Source organism: Achromobacter sp. MYb9 (genome assembly GCF_002975275.1).
GTDB lineage: Bacteria > Pseudomonadota > Gammaproteobacteria > Burkholderiales > Burkholderiaceae_B > Achromobacter.
Genome location: NZ_PCOQ01000044.1, coordinates 1 through 16,875, shown reverse-complemented (window position 1 = coordinate 16,875; position 16,875 = coordinate 1). Strand labels below are relative to the sequence as shown.

The 16,875-nt window shown below is 66.5% G+C and carries 19 protein-coding genes; 3 read left to right on the top strand and 16 right to left on the bottom strand.

The features are described 5' to 3' along the window. Both CQ050_RS30280 and CQ050_RS30275 read left to right on the top strand, forming a co-directional pair. A partial coding sequence (locus CQ050_RS30280) for a methyl-accepting chemotaxis protein (RefSeq protein WP_233214365.1) occupies positions 1–533 on the top strand: 533 nt, incomplete at its 5' end. 326 nt (positions 534–859) lie between these two features. Next, positions 860–2,455, top strand: a complete 1,596-nt coding sequence (locus CQ050_RS30275; RefSeq protein WP_105560518.1) for a PAS domain-containing methyl-accepting chemotaxis protein — start codon at positions 860–862, stop codon at positions 2,453–2,455. Between the two features lie 82 nt (positions 2,456–2,537). On the opposite strand, the gene fliR is transcribed toward CQ050_RS30275, so the two are convergent. From fliR to fliF, 13 genes are all read right to left on the bottom strand, one after another. Further along, positions 2,538–3,326, bottom strand: a complete 789-nt coding sequence (gene fliR / locus CQ050_RS30270) for a flagellar biosynthetic protein FliR (protein WP_105560517.1) — start codon at positions 3,324–3,326, stop codon at positions 2,538–2,540. A 37-nt stretch (positions 3,327–3,363) separates the two neighbouring features. Beyond that, complete coding sequence (gene fliQ, locus CQ050_RS30265) at positions 3,364–3,633, bottom strand: flagellar biosynthesis protein FliQ (RefSeq protein ID WP_006219058.1); 270 nt, start codon at positions 3,631–3,633, stop codon at positions 3,364–3,366. A gap of 19 nt (positions 3,634–3,652) precedes the next feature. Further along, positions 3,653–4,444, bottom strand: a complete 792-nt coding sequence (gene fliP, locus CQ050_RS30260; RefSeq protein ID WP_105560516.1) for a flagellar type III secretion system pore protein FliP — start codon at positions 4,442–4,444, stop codon at positions 3,653–3,655. A 28-nt stretch (positions 4,445–4,472) separates the two neighbouring features. Beyond that, the gene (gene fliO / locus CQ050_RS30255; protein WP_105560515.1) at positions 4,473–4,796 is read right to left on the bottom strand and encodes a flagellar biosynthetic protein FliO; all 324 of its coding nucleotides are present in this window, start codon (positions 4,794–4,796) and stop codon (positions 4,473–4,475) included. Between the two features lie 13 nt (positions 4,797–4,809). Then, the gene (gene fliN / locus CQ050_RS30250; RefSeq protein WP_105560514.1) at positions 4,810–5,364 is read right to left on the bottom strand and encodes a flagellar motor switch protein FliN; all 555 of its coding nucleotides are present in this window, start codon (positions 5,362–5,364) and stop codon (positions 4,810–4,812) included. Then, the gene (fliM, locus tag CQ050_RS30245) at positions 5,357–6,364 is read right to left on the bottom strand and encodes a flagellar motor switch protein FliM (RefSeq protein ID WP_105560513.1); all 1,008 of its coding nucleotides are present in this window, start codon (positions 6,362–6,364) and stop codon (positions 5,357–5,359) included. The genes fliN and fliM overlap by 8 nt, the downstream gene beginning before the upstream one ends. Before the next feature lie 2 nt (positions 6,365–6,366). Next, on the bottom strand, positions 6,367–6,987 hold the full coding sequence (gene fliL, locus CQ050_RS30240) for a flagellar basal body-associated protein FliL (RefSeq protein WP_105560512.1): 621 nt from the start codon (positions 6,985–6,987) through the stop codon (positions 6,367–6,369). Positions 6,988–7,157: 170 nt separating this feature from the next. After that, entirely contained in the window at positions 7,158–8,522 is a 1,365-nt protein-coding gene (locus CQ050_RS30235) for a flagellar hook-length control protein FliK (protein WP_105560511.1), read from the bottom strand. A gap of 24 nt (positions 8,523–8,546) precedes the next feature. Then, on the bottom strand, positions 8,547–8,996 hold the full coding sequence (fliJ, locus tag CQ050_RS30230; RefSeq protein ID WP_088588351.1) for a flagellar export protein FliJ: 450 nt from the start codon (positions 8,994–8,996) through the stop codon (positions 8,547–8,549). Beyond that, entirely contained in the window at positions 8,989–10,422 is a 1,434-nt protein-coding gene (gene fliI / locus CQ050_RS30225) for a flagellar protein export ATPase FliI (protein WP_199196965.1), read from the bottom strand. The genes fliJ and fliI overlap by 8 nt, the downstream gene beginning before the upstream one ends. 89 nt (positions 10,423–10,511) lie before the next feature. Beyond that, on the bottom strand, positions 10,512–11,255 hold the full coding sequence (gene fliH, locus CQ050_RS30220) for a flagellar assembly protein FliH (RefSeq protein WP_105560510.1): 744 nt from the start codon (positions 11,253–11,255) through the stop codon (positions 10,512–10,514). Further along, the gene (gene fliG / locus CQ050_RS30215) at positions 11,248–12,258 is read right to left on the bottom strand and encodes a flagellar motor switch protein FliG (protein WP_088588349.1); all 1,011 of its coding nucleotides are present in this window, start codon (positions 12,256–12,258) and stop codon (positions 11,248–11,250) included. The genes fliH and fliG overlap by 8 nt, the downstream gene beginning before the upstream one ends. Continuing rightward, on the bottom strand, positions 12,248–13,921 hold the full coding sequence (gene fliF / locus CQ050_RS30210) for a flagellar basal-body MS-ring/collar protein FliF (RefSeq protein WP_105560509.1): 1,674 nt from the start codon (positions 13,919–13,921) through the stop codon (positions 12,248–12,250). Before fliF ends, fliG begins: the two co-directional genes overlap by 11 nt. Positions 13,922–14,252: 331 nt before the next feature. Between fliF and fliE the strand changes: the two genes are divergently transcribed. Continuing rightward, a complete protein-coding gene (gene fliE, locus CQ050_RS30205) occupies positions 14,253–14,585 on the top strand; it encodes a flagellar hook-basal body complex protein FliE (RefSeq protein ID WP_105560508.1) in 333 nt (110 codons plus the stop codon). Positions 14,586–14,917: 332 nt separating this feature from the next. Here fliE and CQ050_RS30200 read toward each other — a convergent pair whose 3' ends face one another. The 3 genes from CQ050_RS30200 to CQ050_RS30190 all read right to left on the bottom strand — a co-directional run. Beyond that, the gene (locus CQ050_RS30200) at positions 14,918–15,718 is read right to left on the bottom strand and encodes a flagellar brake protein (RefSeq protein ID WP_105560519.1); all 801 of its coding nucleotides are present in this window, start codon (positions 15,716–15,718) and stop codon (positions 14,918–14,920) included. 27 nt (positions 15,719–15,745) lie between these two features. Further along, complete coding sequence (locus tag CQ050_RS30195; protein ID WP_105560507.1) at positions 15,746–16,063, bottom strand: EscU/YscU/HrcU family type III secretion system export apparatus switch protein; 318 nt, start codon at positions 16,061–16,063, stop codon at positions 15,746–15,748. After that, a partial coding sequence (locus CQ050_RS30190; protein ID WP_146121079.1) for a flagellar hook-length control protein FliK occupies positions 16,063–16,875 on the bottom strand: 813 nt, incomplete at its 5' end. The genes CQ050_RS30195 and CQ050_RS30190, both read right to left, overlap by 1 nt.

Sequence of the window (16,875 nt, the reverse complement as noted above, 5' to 3'; positions counted from 1 at the left end):
TGTCGGTGATCGATGGCATCGCCTTCCAGACGAACATCCTGGCGCTGAACGCGGCAGTGGAAGCGGCGCGTGCCGGCGAGCAAGGCAAGGGCTTTGCGGTGGTGGCGGGCGAAGTGCGCTCGCTGGCGCAGCGCAGCGCGCAGGCGGCCAAGGAAATCAAGGGCCTGATCGAAGACTCGGTCACGAAGGTTGGCGCGGGTTCGCAGCAGGTGGAGCGCGCCGGCGCGACGATGCAAGAGATCGTGGCATCGGTCAAGCGTGTGACGGACATCATGGGCGAGATCTCGGCGGCGTCCGAAGAGCAGTCCAGCGGTATCGACCAGGTCAACCGGGCCGTGTCGCAGATGGACGAAGTGACGCAGCAGAACGCGGCGCTGGTGGAAGAAGCCGCGGCGGCCGCAGGGTCGCTGCAAGACCAGGCGCACCGTCTGGCGGAAGCCGTGGCGGTGTTCAAGATCAACGCCGGTGAAGTGATCGAAGTGCCGGCGCATCAACTCGGCGGCTATGCCGCGCCGACGTTGACGCAAGGCTGACCCCGGGGCCGCGCCTGGCGGGCTGCGCGATTGGCGCGGCCGGCCAGGCGGCGGGGCCTCAAGGCAAGACCCGCGGCCGCGCCTGTGCGCGGCCGTATGTTTTGTGGCGGGCGCCCACTGGGCGCCGCGTGCAATTCCTACGCACGTTAAGTTTTCGGCAATTCAGCCGTAAATAAAAATAACGCCCGAAATGGGCGGTGAACAGCGTTTGACGGCGGCGTGCCCGCCAGACAAACCAGCGCGGGTATAGGTCGATGCGGGGCGTCAGGTCCGGTTTGCTCGCTGCTATTCATTCGCTGCGCTATTGAGGTAACTGGAGACTAGCTGTGCGCGTAAACCTACCCGTCCATGATGTGGAAACCAAGCTGCGCGAGGATCAGTATCTGATCTCGCGCACCGACACCAAGGGCCGCATCGTCTACGCGAACCCGGCATTCGTCGAGGTCAGCGGATTCACCCGTGAAGAGCTGATCGGCAAGCCGCACAACATCGTGCGTCATCCCGATATGCCGTCCGAAGCCTATGTAGACCTCTGGGATACGCTGGAAGCCGGCGAATCGTGGTTGGGGCTGGTCAAGAACCGGCGCAAGGACGGCGGCTACTACTGGGTGCTGGCCAACGCCACGCCCATCGTCGAAAACGGCGAAGTCGTCGCGTATTCGTCGGTGCGCGTACGCCCGTCTGACGAACAGATCGAAATGGCCGAGGACCTGTACGCGCGCATCCGCGAAGGTTCGGCGCGTGGCGTGCGCATCCACCGTGGTCGGCCTGTGCGCGCCGGCTGGCGGCGTGGCCTGGACGTCGTGGCGTTTCCCTTCAAGCGCAGCGTGCGTAGCCGCATGCTGCGCCACGCCTTGCTGTCCGGCGGTATCGTCGCCGCCGCGGGCGCCTACGGCCTGCATGCCAACTGGGCCAGTCTGGATGTGCTGGGCGCCAGCCTGGGGTGCGGCGCGATCGCGCTGGGCGTGATCGCCATTTTCGGCATGGGATGGAGCTTGTCCCGCTCGTTGCTGGACCCGATGGTGGACGCCGCCAACATGGCGCGGCAAGTCGCCGCCGGCAATCTGACCACGCAGATCGTGGCGGAGTCCGACGACGAGGTGGGCAGCTTGAATTTCTCGCTCGAGGTCATGCGCAAGAGCCTGATCGGCATTGCGCAGGACGTCTACCGCGGCATCGAGGGCACGACGCATGCCGCCGTGCACATCGCCCGGGGCAATCAGGAACTGGCGGGGCGCACGGAAGGCCAGGCGGCTTCGCTGCAGCAGACGGCCGCCAGCATGGAACAGCTGACCTCGACCGTGCGCCAGAACGCCGACAACGCGCGCCAGGCCAATCAACTGGCCGCCAGCAGCATGGACGTGGCGCGCCGAGGCGGCGTCGCGGTGGGCCAGGTGGTGAATACCATGCACGGTATCTCCGATAGCTCGCGCAAGATCGCGGACATCGTCAGCATCATCGAAGGCATCGCGTTCCAGACCAACATCCTGGCGTTGAACGCCGCCGTGGAGGCCGCGCGGGCAGGCGAGTCCGGCAAGGGTTTTGCCGTGGTCGCGGGCGAGGTGCGCAGCCTGGCGCAAAAGAGCGCGCAGGCGGCCAAGGAAATCAAGGGCCTGATCGAAGATTCCGTGGACCGTGTGTCGGAAGGCTCGGCCCAGGCGGAACAGGCCGGCGCGACGATGGAAGAGATCGTCGCCGCGGTGCATCGCGTCACGGACATCATCGGCGAGATCTCGCAGGCCTCGCAAGAGCAGTCCAGCGGGATCGAGCAGGTGGATTCGGCCGTGTCGCAGATGGACGTGATGACGGTGCAGAATACGGCGCTGGTGCAGGAGCTGGGCGGGGCGGTGCTGCAACTGGGGAACCAGTCCGGCGCGCTGCGCGAAACGATCCGCGTGTTCCGGCTGACCGGCCACCCCTGACCGACCCAAGTCGTTGGAACGATGCAAAACGGCCACTGGAAAGTGGCCGTTTTGCGTGGTGGGCGATGTTCGGGGGTTGGTGTTATCGGCCGGCCAATGCGTCGACCACGCGGCTCATGGCGCCCAGGCCCGACTCGAACAGCGACTCCAGGAACGGACCCGAATGCGGCAGGACCACGGTCAGCACCGCGACGCCGATGATCAGCGTCACGGGAAAGCCCACGGAAAACACGGACAACTGCTGGGCCGCGCGGTTCAGGATGCCCATGGCAAGGTTGATGGTCAGCAGCGCGCAGATCAGCGGCAGGGCCAGCAACAGGCCGGACACGAATACCGTCTTGCCCCATTCCACGACCACGCCCCAGCCATTCTGATGCAGCTGAATCATGGCGACGGGCAGGGTGTCGAACGACCGCACCAACGCCGCCAGGACCAGCAGGTGGCCATCCAGCGCCAGGAAGGTCAGCATCGCGATGATGTTGAACAGGCGGGAGAGCACGGCGGTGTTCGCGCCGGAACTCGGGTCGAAGAAGGACGCGAACGACAGGCCCATTTGCAGGCCGACGAATTCGCCCGCCGTCTGCACCGCGGCAAAGACGATCCGCATGGTGAAGCCCATGGCGATGCCGATCAGCACCTGTTGCATCACCATCCACAAGCCGGCGAACGAGCCCGGCGCGATGGGCGGCATGGGGTCCAGCGTCGGGCTGATGGCCACCGACAGCACGAAGGCCAGGCCGATCTTGACCTTGACCGGGATGATCGATTCCGAAAACAGGGGGGCCGTGCCCACCAGCGCCAGGATGCGCACGAACGGCCAGAGGAACTGGCCGATCCAGCCGTTGAGCTGTTCGAGCGTGAAGGCGATCATGGGGGGAAGCGTCCGGCGTCCGGCGGCGCGGGCGCGCTCAGGACACCAGCATGGGGATCTGGCCGATCAATTGCCGGATGTAGTCGACCATGACGCCAATCAGCCACGGGCCCAGCAGAACCAGCACGCCGCACATCGCCAGCAACTTCGGGATGAACGACAGCGTCATTTCGTTGATCTGCGTGGCGGCCTGGAAGATGCTGATGACCAGGCCGACCACCAGCACCACCAGCAACAGCGGACCGGCCATCGCCAGGACGATTTTCATCGCCTGGTAGGCCATGGTCATGACGGTTTCGGCTGTCATGGCGTTTTTGCTCCCGGCGTTATTGGTAGAAGCTCTGGGCCAGCGAGCCCATGAGCAGGTTCCAGCCGTCGGCCAGCACGAACAGCATCAGCTTGAAGGGCAGCGCCACGGTAACGGGCGGCACCATCATCATGCCCAGCGCCATCAGCACGCTGGCCACGACCAGATCGATGATCAGGAAGGGGATGAAGATGGTGAAGCCGATCTGGAACGCCGTCTTCAATTCGCTGGTGATGAACGCCGGCACCAGGATGCGCAGCGGCACCTGCGACGGGTCTTCCAGCGCCGGCTGCTTGGCCAGGTTGGCGAACAGCGACAGATCGTTTTCGCGGGTCTGGTGCAGCATGAACGTGCGCAGCGGCGCCGCCGCCCGTTCGACGGCGGTCTCGAACTGGATCGATCCTTCCGACAACGGCTTGTAGGCGTCGGCGTAGATCTTGTCGAACACCGGAGACATCGTATAGAACGTCAGGAACAGCGCCAGCCCGATCAGCACGTGGTTGGGCGGCGACATTGCCGTGCCCATCGCGCTGCGCAGCAGGCCCAGCACGATGATGATGCGGGTGAAGCCGGTCATCATCAGCAGCGCGGCCGGCAGGAACGACAGCGAGGTCATCAGCAGCAGCGTCTGCATGCTGAGCGAATACGTCTCGGAGCCGTTGGGGCCGGGCGTGGTGGTCAGCGCCGGCAGCGTGGCCTGGGCCACGACGCCAGCGGGAAAGAAAGCCAGGCCCAGCACGGCGGCGGCCGCCAGCAGCGGCAGCGCGTTCTGGCGGGCGCGGGTGGAGGTCGTGCGGGTGAGCAAACTCATGGGTATCGCTTGGATCGCGCGCGGGGCGCTAGCGGCGCTTGAGCGCCTGGCCCAGCTTGGCCGCAAACGCTGCGGCGGGCAAGGGCGAACCCGCCGGCAATTGGCCGGCGGGCAGGGTATGCAGGGTGCTGATCTGGTTCGGGCCGACGCCCACCACCAGCCAGGTGTTGTCGATTTCGACGACGACGATGCTTTGGCGCGCGCCGACCGGCAGGCTGGCGACCTGTTTAAGCAGGTCGCCGCCGCCGCGCTGGGTCAAACCGGCGCGCTTGGCGAGCCATGCCGAAACCAGGATGGCGGCCACCACCAGCACAAGGCCGATGATGACGCGCAGCAGGGAAGACTCGGTCATGGCGCCGGTGCCGTCAACGGCGGTTGTTCAAGCGGTTGATCCGCTCGGACGGGGTGATGATGTCGGTCAGGCGGATGCCGTACTTGTCTTCGACCACGACGACTTCGCCCTGGGCGATCAGGTAGCCGTTGACGAAGATGTCCATCGGTTCGCCGGCCAGGCCGTCCAGCTCGACCACCGATCCCTGACCCAACTGGAGCAGGTTCTTGATGGTCAGGCGGGTGCGTCCCAGTTCGACCGTCAACTGGACGGGCACGTCCATGATCAGGTCGATGTCGGTGCCGGCGCCGCCGGTGGTGCCGGCCAGGGGCTTGAATACCGACTGCGATGCCGATTGCGCCGCAGGCTTCGCGGGGGCCGGCGCCGTTGGCGCGGGCGCCGCTTGCGCGGGCACTTCGGGAGCAGCGGGCGTGGCGGCGGTTTGTTCAGCCATCGCGGCTGCCCAGTCGTCCTGCGGCTTCAGGCCATCAGCCTGGGTGGGCGGATTGGCGCGGGATTGTTCGGCGAGCGCGTCGGCCCAGTCGTCGGCCGGGGACGAGCCGGTGCCGGGCTCGTTCTTGTCAGTCATGGTCGGGGGCCTCGTGTGAATCGGTATCGTAGGTAAACATGTTCTGTACGCGAAGCGCGTACTGGCCGTTGAAGACGCCGTAGCCGCATTCCATCAGCGGCACGCCATCCACATTGGCGATGATGGTTTCGGGCACGTCCACCGGAAGGACGTCGCCCACTTTCAGGCTCATCAGCTCGCGGATCGACGACGGGATGCGGGCAAACTCCGCCACCACGTCGATGTCGGCGCTGCGAACCTGGCGCGACAACTGTTGCGACCAACGCTGGTCCACTTCTTCCAGCGTGGTTTCCTGCAGCGGCCGCGTCAGCAGATCCCGCACCGGCTCGATCATCGAGTAGGGCAGGCAGATGTTCAGGTCGCCGCCGGTCGCGCCGAATTCGATGTGGAACGAGGTGACGACCACCACTTCATTGTTGCCGGTGATGCTGGCGAACTTGGTGTGCATCTCCGAGCGCACGTACTCGAATTCGATCGGATAGACCGGATCCCAGGATTTGCCGTAGCTTTCCAGGGTCAGGTTGAGCAGGCGCCGGATGATGCGCTGTTCGGTGGTGGTGAAGTCCCGGCCTTCGACGCGCGTGTGGTAGCGGCCATCGCCGCCGAACAGGCTGTCGATGACCAGGAACACCAGGTTCGGGTCATACGTGAAGAGCGCGGTGCCGCGCAACGGCTTCATCTGAATCATGTTCAGATTGCTCGGCACGGGCAGATTGCGCTCGAAATCCGCGTATTTCTGGATCTTGATCGAACCGACGGTGATGTCCGCGCTGCGGCGCATGAAGTTCAACAGCACGTTGCGCATGTGGCGCGCGAAACGTTCGTTGATCAGCTCCAGCGTCTGCATGCGGCGGCGCACGACGCGTTCGGGAGAACTCAGGTCATAGGCGCGCGCGCCGTCGCTGGAACTGGCCGCCTCGGTCTTGCTGTCGCTCTCGCCGGTGACGCCGGCCAGCAGCGCATCGACTTCGTCCTGTGAAAGGAATGCCTCGTAGGCCATGCTTATTGCACCACGAACGCCGTGAACAGTACGTCGGTGACATACTGGCCGTCGGGCAGGGGCGAGAAGGGGCGGTTGACCGCCTGCTTGATCGCCGTGGCCATGTCGGTCTTGCCTTGCTGGGTCTGCACGCCGGTGGGTGATTGCGACGACAGCACCATCAGGATGCGGCTGCGCACTTCAGGCATGTACTTTTCAAGGCGCGTGCGGGTCTGTTCGTCGCTTACGCGCAGCGTCAGGCCGACGTGCATGATGCGTTCCGTGTCGGCGTTCTGCAACGTGACGGTGAAGGCCTCGATCGGCACGAAGATCGGCGCGGGCACGGCCACCGGAGCGGCGGGCGGCGCGACGAAGGTGGTCGGCGCGGCCTGCGGGCCCTGGCCTGGCTGGCCGGGTTGACCCGGTTGGCCGGGCTGGCCCCCGGGAACCTGGCCGACGCCCAACTGCACGGCAGCGCCGGCGGGCGGCTGTTGCATGCGTTGGCTGATGAACCAGGTCGCGCCGGCGCTGGCGGCGGCGACAAGGAGCAGGACCAGTATGGCCAGGAGGGGGCGAAGGATGCGGCCGATGCCGCCGGAGTTCTTCGCGCCCGACGGCGCGGATATGGATTTGGAAGTCGCCATCTCGGTTTCGATGCGTATTGGGCCGCTGGTGAAAACGGATACTTAGTGGATGAAAGCATTCTGCCCCAAATCCCGCCTCGTCTTGGAGGCGAAAAACAGGGCGAAAGCCGCGTATCTCAAGCTATTGCTGCACTGCCCGCGTCCATTACTGGCTGCGGGCCGCCTGTTTGCTACGCGAAGGTGTCGACCAGGGCGTTGGCATTGCGCGGGGTGGCCACGACAGGCGCGGCGTTGCCGGCCGCCGCATCGGCAACCGCCGATCCGCCGCCGGACTGCCGCTGCGATCCGTTGCCGCCGTGCTGTTGCGCGAATTCCTGTTGCGCGGCCTGTTCGCCGACGCTGGTCTGGCCCAGCGAAATGCCGGCTTGCGCCAGCGCTTGCTGCAATTGCGGAATGGCGGTTTCGATCGCCTGGCGCACGGATGCGTGCGCCGACACGAACGAAGCGGTGGCCACGCCATCCGCCAGGTTCAGGCTGACGCGCAACGGACCCAGATCGGGCGGATCCAGGCGCAGCTCGGCGGTTTGCATGCCCTGACGGGCATTGGCGCTCATCATCACCACTTGCTGGCCAAGCTCGGTGCCCCAATGCGTGCCGCCCACGGGCGTGGCGACCTGCATCACGACCGGCACGGCCGGTGCGGCAACGGCGGCCTGGTTCACGACGGGCGAGGCCTGGCGCTGCGTGGCTGCGGCAAGGGCCTGGGCCAGGTGATCCTGGGCCGAGGCGCCGTGTTGCGGCGCCTGGAATTGCTGCGCCGTGCTGGTCAGCGCAGCCGTCAGTTCTTCGTCGGTATGGGCCGGCAGGGTGGTGGTGGGCTCGGTGTCCGCGCGGGCATCGCGCGGCACGCGCGGCAGCGCCAGGTCGGCGGCCAGGCGCGGCGCTTCCGTCTTCACGGCGGGCTTCGCGTTGGCGGGTGCGGCTTCCAAAGGAGCCGTCACCGTGCTGCCCGGTTTGACGGCGGCGGTGACAACGGGCAAGGCGGCCTGGGCGTCGCGGGTGGCGAGTGCCGCGGCCGCTTCGGCTTGCGCGGCCGTTGCGGCGACCGGCGCGCGCGGCGCGGCGGCGGCATCGGCGGCATTCAGCGTGGCGGTCAGCACGGCGGCGCCGGAACTCATCGCGGCCGCGGCGGCCTCGGCATTGCCGCGGGCCAACTGCACCTGCTCGGCGGCCTGGGCGGCGATCTCAAGCGCCTGCTGCGGCAACACCGGCGCGGCCGGTTGTTGCGTGGCCGCGACGGCGAGCGCGCCGGCTTCCGCCTCGGCGGCCGTCTTCACGGCATTGTCGATGGCGCCGGCGGCAGCGCTTTCAGCATTGCTTGCCGGGTCCTTGGCGTTCGTATTCTTGCCGGGCGTCTTGGCGCCGTTGTTCGCGGGGCGCGAATCGGCGGACGGCTTCGGGCGCTGCTGGGCCAGCACGTCGGAGAAGCTGGGGCCTTTCTTGTTCGCGGCTGCGGACTTATTGGCGCCAAGCGTGTCGGCGATCGAAGTCGGCGCGACGGGTGCGATCGTGGGCAAGGGCAGGGGAGCGGTCATCTTGGGCTTCCTGTGAGGTATTGCTTAATGCAGGCCTGCCTGGCGTTGAACCAGGCGAGCGGAGTATTCATCGTTGGCGCGCTGTTCGCGCCGGGATTCCACGACGGCCTGCGCGCGCATTTCGCGTTGCGCCAGGGCGTCATAGGAATTGAGTTTGCGTTTTTCCTGCTGCCAATACTGGCGGCCTTTGGCCAGGTTTTCGTCGGCCTGGCGCAATACCGTCTGCTGCTGGCCGATTGCGTCGTCCAGCGTACCGATGAAGCGTTGGTAGTTATGGCAGTCGCTGGCCGACATTCCCGTCGTCATCGCCTGTTGCAGGCGTTCCAGGTAGTCCTGGCGGTAGTCGTTCAGCATGCCCAACTGGCGCTCGGCATTGGTGCGCTCGGCGCTCAGTCGTCCCAGCAGGCGCGCGGCTTCATCCGTGCTTTCCTTGGCCAGGTTGATCAACATGTCCAAGGGCAATTGGCTAGGCATAGGTGTCCCTTAACTCGAAACTGGCGCGCAACTGGTTGACGGCGTCGTCATAGCCGACGTTTTCGCCGATATCCTGCTGCAAGAACGCCTCCAGACGGGGATAGCGGGCGATGGCTTCGTCCAGTTGCGGATCGTTGCCGGCCGCATAGGCGCCCACGGCGATCAGGTCGCGGTTGCGCTGGTAGCGCGACAGGTTCTGCTTGAAGCGGCGCACCACGGCGAATTGCTGGGGCGTGATCAGCGAGGTCATCGCCCGGGAAATCGACGCCTCGATGTCGATGGCGGGGTAGTGCCCGGCCTCGGCAAGATGGCGCGACAGCACGACGTGCCCGTCCAGGATCGCGCGCGCCGAATCGGCGATCGGATCTTGCTGGTCGTCGCCTTCGGCCAGCACGGTGTAGAACGCCGTGATGGAGCCGGCCTTGCCCGACGGTCCGGGCGCGCCCATCCCGGCGCGTTCGACCAGCATGGGCAGCTTGGCGAACACCGACGGCGGATAGCCTTTGGTGGCGGGCGGCTCGCCGATGGCCAGCGCGATTTCCCGTTGGGCCATCGCATAGCGGGTCAGCGAGTCCATGATCAGCAGCACGTCCAGGCCCTGATCGCGGAAATGTTCGGCCAGGCGCGTCGCATACGCGGCGCCTTGCAGGCGCAGCAGGGCCGACACGTCGGCGGGCGCGGCTACCACGACCGAGCGCGCCAGGCCCTCGGGGCCCAGGTTGTGCTCGATGAATTCCTTGACTTCCCGGCCCCGTTCGCCGATCAGGCCCACGACGATCACGTCGGCCTTGGTGTAGCGTGCCATCATGCCCAGCAGCACGGATTTGCCCACGCCGGAGCCGGCGAACAGGCCCATGCGCTGGCCTCGGCCAACGGTCAGCAGCCCGTTGATGGCGCGCACGCCCGTGTCCAGCACGGTGTCGATCGGCGCGCGCGACAAGGGGTTGATGGGCAGCGCGGACAAGGGCGCCAGCTCGGCGCCCGTCAACGGGCCCAGCCCGTCCAGCGGGCGCCCGGCGCCGTCCAGCACGCGGCCCAGCAAAGCGTTGCCCACGGGCAGGTGACGGCCCAGCTGCGGCTTGGCGTTGCCATTCAATTCGGCCTTGCGCGGCAGCGGAATCGCGCGTTGCACGGGCGGCTCGCCGGGCACGACGCGCGCACCGGGCGGCAGACCGGAAATGTCCGCCTGCGGCATCAGGTACAGGGTATGGCCGTCAAAACCCACCACTTCGGCATCGGCCCAGTGGTCGTGGCCGCGCGCGATTTCGATACGGGCAGCGGCGCCCACCGGCAGGCGCAGGCCCGTGGCATGCAGCACCAGGCCCGTCGCGCGGGTGATCTTGCCGCTGACCAGCCACGGGTCGGTCGACGCGGCACGGATCGAGCCGATCTCCAGCTGGGTCTTCCAGCGGTCGATGACCGGGATGGCCGCAACTGGCGCGGACGTCAGCGGGGCGGCGGCGGATGCCTGCGGCGCGGCCGTCTGGCCGGGCTGTGCCGGAGCCGGATGGCTGTTCACGCCGGCTCCTCCCAGGAGACGTTGCGGCCCAGCGAGGCCGCGACCCGGCGCCAGCGCGTCTGCAGCGTGGCGTCGATGTCGCCGTAGGGCGTTTCGGCGCGGCAGCCGCCGCGCGCGATCGACTCATCGGCCAGCACGCGCCAATGGCCTTCCTTCAGTTCGTCCGCCAGGTGCAGGCGGATCAGCTCGATGTCGTCGGGGTTCGCCCACAACCGCATCTGGCCGCCCGCTGACGGATTGATGTGCAGGACATCGCGAACGGCAGCCACGACCGTGTCGGGCTGCTCGGCCAGCGTCGTGCGCACGACCTGCTGCGCGATGTCCAGGGCCAGCGTCAACAAGCTCTGGCCCATCTTTTCTTCCAATGCACCCAGCGACGTGGCGCAGGCCTCGACCAGCGCGTGCAAACGCTGCGCTTCCTCGGCCCCCTGTTCGCGCGCCATCGCCAGGCCTTCGGCGTAACCGGCTTCGCGCCCGGCGGCGAATCCCGCCTCGTGGCCGCTCTGCTGGCCGGCTTCCAGGCCCGCCGCGTGGCCTTGGGCATAGCCCTCCTCGCGGCCTTCGGCCATGGCCTGGGCACGCAGTTGCGCCATCACCACGGCAGGATCCGGGCCTGGATCGGGTGCGGGTTCCGGTTCGACTTCGACGGCCGTCGGCTCGTCGAACGACAGCATCTGCCAGCGCCGCCAGGCGGCACTGCGCGAGCTGAGCGTCGTCGCGCCGTTGTCCGCTTCAGACATACGCGTCGTCTCCGGAGTTGCCCAGCACGATCTGGCCGCTTTCGGCCAGGCGGCGGGCGATCTGCAGGATCTTCTTCTGTTCGGCTTCGACCTTCGACATGCGGATCGGGCCCTGGGCTTCCAGGTCCTCGCGCAGCATTTCGGCGGCACGGCTGGACATGTTGCGCAGGAACTTGGCGCGCAGCTCTTCCTGGGCGCCCTTGAGCGCGACCATGAGCGTGTCGTTATCGATTTCCTTGAGGATGAGCTGGATGGCGCGGTCCTCGACGTCCAGCAGGTTGTCGAAGACGAACATCTCGTCGATGATCTTCTGCGCCAGATCGTTGTCGCGTTCGCGCAGGCTGGCCACGACGGTTTCCTCGTCCGAGGAATTCATCATGTTCAGGATCTCGGCCGCCGTGCGCACGCCACCCATCTTGCTGCGCTTGGCGCCTTGGCCCGCCAGCACGGAGTTCAGCACTTCGGTCAGCTCGGACAACGCCGCCGGCTGCACGCCGCCGAAGGTTGCAATGCGCAGCATGACGTCGTTGCGCAGGCGGTCGGTCAGCAATGCCAGCACGCCAGCCGCGCGGTCGCGCTCCAGGTGGACCAGAATCGTCGCGATGATCTGCGGATGTTCGTCGCCGATCAGTTCGGCGACGGTGTTCGGGTCCAGCCAGTTCAGCGCATCGATGCCGCTGCCGCCGTCGCCGGCTTCCAGAATGTCTTCGATCAGGCCGGCCGCGCGGTCGCTGCCCAGGGCCTTGGTCAGCACGCTGCGGATGTAGTCGTCCGAGCCCAGGGTGACGGCCATGAACTGGTCGGCTTCCTGGCGGAATTCTTCCAGGACGACGGCCACGTCGTTGCGGGTGACCTGCTTCAGGCTGGCCATCGCCGCGCCGACCTGCTGCACTTCACGGGCGCTGAGGTACTTGAACACCTCGGCCGCCGCGTCCTCGCCCAGCGACATCATCAGGACGGCGCTGCGCGTCATGCCGTCCATCGGGGTGGAATCATTTTTCATCTTTGCTCATCCAGGTGCGCAGAACCATCGCGACGGCGCGCGGATCTTTATTGGCCATCGTGCGGGCGCGTTCCAGGTTGTCTTCGTAGCGGCTGACTTCCTTCGAGCGAGCCACGTCCTGGGCCTCGCGGGCGGCTTCGACACGCTCGGCCTCGGCCATTTCGGGATCAACCGGCGGGTACAGATACTCGGTGACCGAACGGCGGACCTTGCGATACAGCCACAAGGCAACCACCAGACCCACCAGCCAGGCCAGGATGGTCTTGAACAGGGCGATCATTTCCGGGTCGCGCCACATCGGCAGCGGCGGCGGGCCATCGTTGAACTGGCTGTTCACCAGGTTCAGCGAGTCACCGCGCGTTTCGGAATAACCCATGGCTTCGCGGACCAGATTGGTCAGCTTGTTCAGTTCTTCGGGCGGCAGGGCCTGCGGCTCGCCATCCTTGTCGCGGATGTAGTTCACCACCACGGCGACCGACAGGCGCTTCAGGTTCCCCACCGGCTGCTTGATGTGGCTGATCGTGCGGTCCACTTCATAGTTGGTGGTGGCGTCGCGGCGTTCGTTCAGATTGGTCGCTGCGGTCTGCGTGCCGGTTTGCTGTTGCTGTTGCTGCTGGGCATTGGCGGGCTGCTGCGGCTGGCCCGGGCGGGGCGGTTGCGGCGCGGGCGGATTGGCGATGGGCGCCTGCGCGTTGGCCGGCGCCTGGTTCGACAGCGCGCCGGGCACGCCCTGCGCGGGATTCACGCCGCGCTGGGTGGAATCGCTGGTCTGCTGGCTGCGGATGGCGGACTGGCCCGGTTCCTGATTGGGACGATAGACTTCGGACGTCTCTTCGCGGCGGGCGAAGTCGACGTCGGCGCTGGCCTGGGCGTGGACGTTGCCGGGGCCGACCAGCGGATTCAGGATGGTCAGGATGCGTTCGACCGTGCGCTGTTCCATTTCGCGCACGAAACGCATCTGGTCGGCGTCCATGCCGCGTCCTTCGCCCAGCGGCGCGGACAGCAGGCGGCCGTTCTGGTCGACGATGGATACGTTTTCCGCGGTCAGTTCGGGCACGCTCGAGGCCACCAGCCACGAAATCGCCGACACCTGAGCGTCACTCAGGCTGCGGCCCGGGTAGACGTTCAGCAGCACCGATGCGGTGGGCGCCTGGCGTTCGCGCACGAACAGCGACTGGCGCGGCATGGCCAGGTGAACGCGGGCGTGTTGCACGGTGTGCATGGCTTCGATCGAACGGGCCAGTTCGCCTTCCAGACCACGCTGGTAGTTGATCTGCTCGGCGAACTGACTGGCGCCAAAACGGGCGTTGTCCATCAGTTCGAAACCGACCGAACCGCCGCGCGGCAAGCCCTGCGAGGCCAACTGCAACCGCGCGTCGTACACGCGGTCGGCCGGCACCAGCAAGGCGGTGCCGGTCTCGTTGTAACGGTAGGGCACGTTCATCGTGCCCAGGGCCGTGACAATGGCGCCGCCGTCGCGGTCGTCCAGGTTCGAGAACAGGACCTTGTATTTGGGTTCGCTGCTCCACATCACCGCGGCGACGATCAGCGCAACGACGGCAGCCGCCGCGCCAAGCAGGATAGGCTTGGGCAGCGCGCGTATCTTTTCCAGGGCGGGGAACTTCGCCAGCAGCGACGAGCTCAGAGTGGCCTGCTGATTCATCGATGGCTCCCGCTGGCTACGCGGAGCAGGGAAAAGGACTTCATGTCTGGGTAGGGCAGATTACACATGCAACGTGCTTCTGGTCTGGGGAGAGCCTGGATTATTGCCGTTGGTACGACAATCCCAATCGTTGAAAACGGCTGGTTTTTGGCGTTACTTATCCTCTATGTCCATGGCAAGGCGGCGGCTGCGGCCACGCCATCAGGCCCAGGTCGCGGCATTCGGTGAAATGTCGGGGTTTTTGGCGGTTTTTATCGGCTATGACGGTGCGCGATCGGCGTTACGCTCTGTGCAACATTGGCGTCATGCCCCACCAGCAAGGAATCAGGTAATGGCTGTATCAGGCTTGTCCGGCATCGAAAGCATGCTCCAGCAGATGCGCACCGTCGTGAGCAAGGCGGAAACCGGCAATCTCGCCGCAGGCGAAATGGTCGGCCAGCCCGACGGCTTCGCCGCAGAATTGCAGCGCTCGATCCGCCGCGTGACGGCGGCGCAGAACGCATCGTCGGCCCAGGCGAAGGCCTTTGAAATGGGCGCGCCCGACATTTCGCTCAATGATGTGATCATCGACATGCAGAAAGCCAGCCTCGGCTTTCAGACCGCAGTGCAGGTGCGCAACAAGCTGGTTGCCGCCTACAAGGAAATCTCCTCGATGGCCGTTTGAGGCTCTGAAGAGGAAGGGGGCCCCCACGCTGCGCATGCTTCGCATGCTTGCTGCCCCCCGAGGGGGCTCTTTTACCTTGGGGCGGCCCTGCGGTAAAAGGGACCCCCACGCTGCGCATGCTTCGCATGCTTGCTGCCCCCCGAGGGGGCTTTTTTACCTTGGGGCGGCCCTGCGGTAAAAGGGACCCCCACGCTGCGCATGCTTCGCATGCTTGCTGCCCCCCGAGGGGGCTTTTTTACCTTGGGGCGGCCCTGCGGTAAAAGGGACCCCCACGCTGCGCATGCTTCGCGTGCTTGCTGCGCCCCGAGGGGGCTTTTTACCTTGGGGCGGTGTCAGTCCCGCTGCGCGCCTTTCTCCAGGCGCCACACCACTTTCTGCAGCCAGTTCTCCTGGCGCGCATCCAGATTCAGGAAGACGGCGCCCATGTGGCTCATCGGCGGTTCGCCCGTCAAGGACACGTGCCGGGGCGCTTGCCCCTCGGGCGTCCCGGGCTGGATCATCGGCTGACCGGAAATCGGGTAGACGTTGCGCACTTCCAGATCGGCGGTGAAAGTGCCCAGTTCGCCGAAGTCCAGCTGTACGTCTTCCATCACCGTGCCGCGTTCGGGCAGCGCCGGCACCGCCAGTTCCACACGCAAACCCACGCCATCGACCGACAGGTCGCGCACCGTGAAGTGATAGGGCTTTACCTTGGGCTCGGGCTGCCAACGGGCCTGGCACAGGTTTGCGCTGCCGGCCAGCGAGGCGCGAAACATCTTGCGCCGTTGGATGCGGGCCAGCCGGTCAGGGAAGGGCGACACCAATGCCGCGCTGCCGTCGTCGAACTGGATCACTTCGGGGCGCTGAATGCGGAACCGGATTTGCACGCCGCCATAGGCCGTGGCGTGGAAATGGAACGTGGTGCCGCTTAGCAAGCCCATGCTGTCCGAGTGTTCGAAGTCGGCGCCCGCATAGTCGCGGGGCCGCCAAAAAAACTGGCGGGTGTGCTTGTCGGCACCCAGGACCAGCACGGCCATCTCGCGGTCGGCCGCATCGCGCACGAGGATGTGGCTGTCGGGGTGCGTCAGTTCAAACAAGGCTGAGCGCATGTCTTCCGGCCGGGTCAGCAGGAATTCCGGGTCGCTGGCATCCAACACGATGGTGGTCCTTAGAGAGTGAGGTCAGGCAGGCGGCGCGGCGTCGGGAAGCTCGCGCGATTCCAGGCGATACAGCCAGGCCAGCAATTCTGCCACTGCTACGTACAGTTGGGGGGGAATATGTGCGTCCAGGTCCACTTGCATCAGCAGGCCGACCAGTTCGCGGGACTCGTGCACGTACAAGCCGTTCTCTTCGGCGGCCCGCACGATGGTGTCGGCCAACTGGCCATAGCCCTTGGCGACGACGCGCGGGGCGCCGTCCTTGTCGTCATAGGAAATGGCGACGGCCGCGTTGCGGTTGGCGTTCGGGCCGTTGTCCTCGGCGTAGGGGCTGATCGTCATCAGTAGTCGTTGGGAATGGCGGGTCGGGGATCCGTCACGCTGACCGCCAGATTGCTCAGGGTCAGGCCGGCGGCCAGCAGACGCGACCGCAGCTGGTCGGACGCATCATTGATCTCGCCTGCGGCCAGCGGCGCAACCAGTTGCAGCACGATCTGATCGCCGGCCAGATTCAGCCGGGCGTCCACCAGGCCTAGGCGGGGCAGGTCCAGTTTCAGGCGCGTGGCCCAGGTGGGGGTCGCCGAATCGGGATCGCCGCCGTAGGGGTCGCGCTCCACTTCCCATTCCATCGGCGTGCCGGGCCAGGCTTCGCCTTGCCAGGTCAGCGACTGGTTGGCCAGCACGTCCAGTTGCTGGCGCACCAGCACCGTCAGGTCCTGGTGGATGCCCGCGATCGGCGTGCCCGGCGCGGGTGTCGTGGACGATCCGCTGCCAGAAGGCGCGTCCGCGCCACCGCCGGCGCGTCCCGCGGCGGGAGCCTCGGGGCGGCCGCGTGCCGGCGCGGTGTTTTGCGGGATGTCGTCCTTGCTCAGCTTGGCCTGGGGCTCGTTCTGCAGCGACGAAGGGCTGATCCGGCCAAACACCATGTTGGTCAGATGCGATTCATAGAACAGGCCGCTGGTTTGCAGCGCCTGGCGCAGCGCCTGTCCCAGCAAGCGGGCGGACGGGCCACTGGCCGCCATCGAGGCGTGGGCCGCGGCATCGGCGCCACGCGCGGCGTGGGCGTCGGCCTGTCCGGCGGGGCGGGCAAGCTTGGCTGTTGCGGCGGCATCCGCGGCGGCAAGTCCGGCGGGCGTGGCGGGCAGGGCCGGGGC

Excerpts from the sequence above, each read along its gene's own strand:
- fliR (WP_105560517.1), bottom strand. The coding sequence starts at position 3,326 with ATGATCGCCTTCACGCTCGAACAGCTCAACGGCTGGATCGGCCAGTTC.
- fliQ (WP_006219058.1), bottom strand. The coding sequence starts at position 3,633 with ATGACAGCCGAAACCGTCATGACCATGGCCTACCAGGCGATGAAAATC.
- fliP (WP_105560516.1), bottom strand. The coding sequence starts at position 4,444 with ATGAGTTTGCTCACCCGCACGACCTCCACCCGCGCCCGCCAGAACGCG.
- fliO (WP_105560515.1), bottom strand. The coding sequence starts at position 4,796 with ATGACCGAGTCTTCCCTGCTGCGCGTCATCATCGGCCTTGTGCTGGTG.
- fliN (WP_105560514.1), bottom strand. The coding sequence starts at position 5,364 with ATGACTGACAAGAACGAGCCCGGCACCGGCTCGTCCCCGGCCGACGAC.
- fliM (WP_105560513.1), bottom strand. The coding sequence starts at position 6,364 with ATGGCCTACGAGGCATTCCTTTCACAGGACGAAGTCGATGCGCTGCTG.
- fliL (WP_105560512.1), bottom strand. The coding sequence starts at position 6,987 with ATGGCGACTTCCAAATCCATATCCGCGCCGTCGGGCGCGAAGAACTCC.
- CQ050_RS30235 (WP_105560511.1), bottom strand. The coding sequence starts at position 8,522 with ATGACCGCTCCCCTGCCCTTGCCCACGATCGCACCCGTCGCGCCGACT.
- fliJ (WP_088588351.1), bottom strand. The coding sequence starts at position 8,996 with ATGCCTAGCCAATTGCCCTTGGACATGTTGATCAACCTGGCCAAGGAA.
- fliH (WP_105560510.1), bottom strand. The coding sequence starts at position 11,255 with ATGTCTGAAGCGGACAACGGCGCGACGACGCTCAGCTCGCGCAGTGCC.
- fliG (WP_088588349.1), bottom strand. The coding sequence starts at position 12,258 with ATGAAAAATGATTCCACCCCGATGGACGGCATGACGCGCAGCGCCGTC.
- fliF (WP_105560509.1), bottom strand. The coding sequence starts at position 13,921 with ATGAATCAGCAGGCCACTCTGAGCTCGTCGCTGCTGGCGAAGTTCCCC.
- fliE (WP_105560508.1), top strand. The coding sequence starts at position 14,253 with ATGGCTGTATCAGGCTTGTCCGGCATCGAAAGCATGCTCCAGCAGATG.
- CQ050_RS30195 (WP_105560507.1), bottom strand. The coding sequence starts at position 16,063 with ATGACGATCAGCCCCTACGCCGAGGACAACGGCCCGAACGCCAACCGC.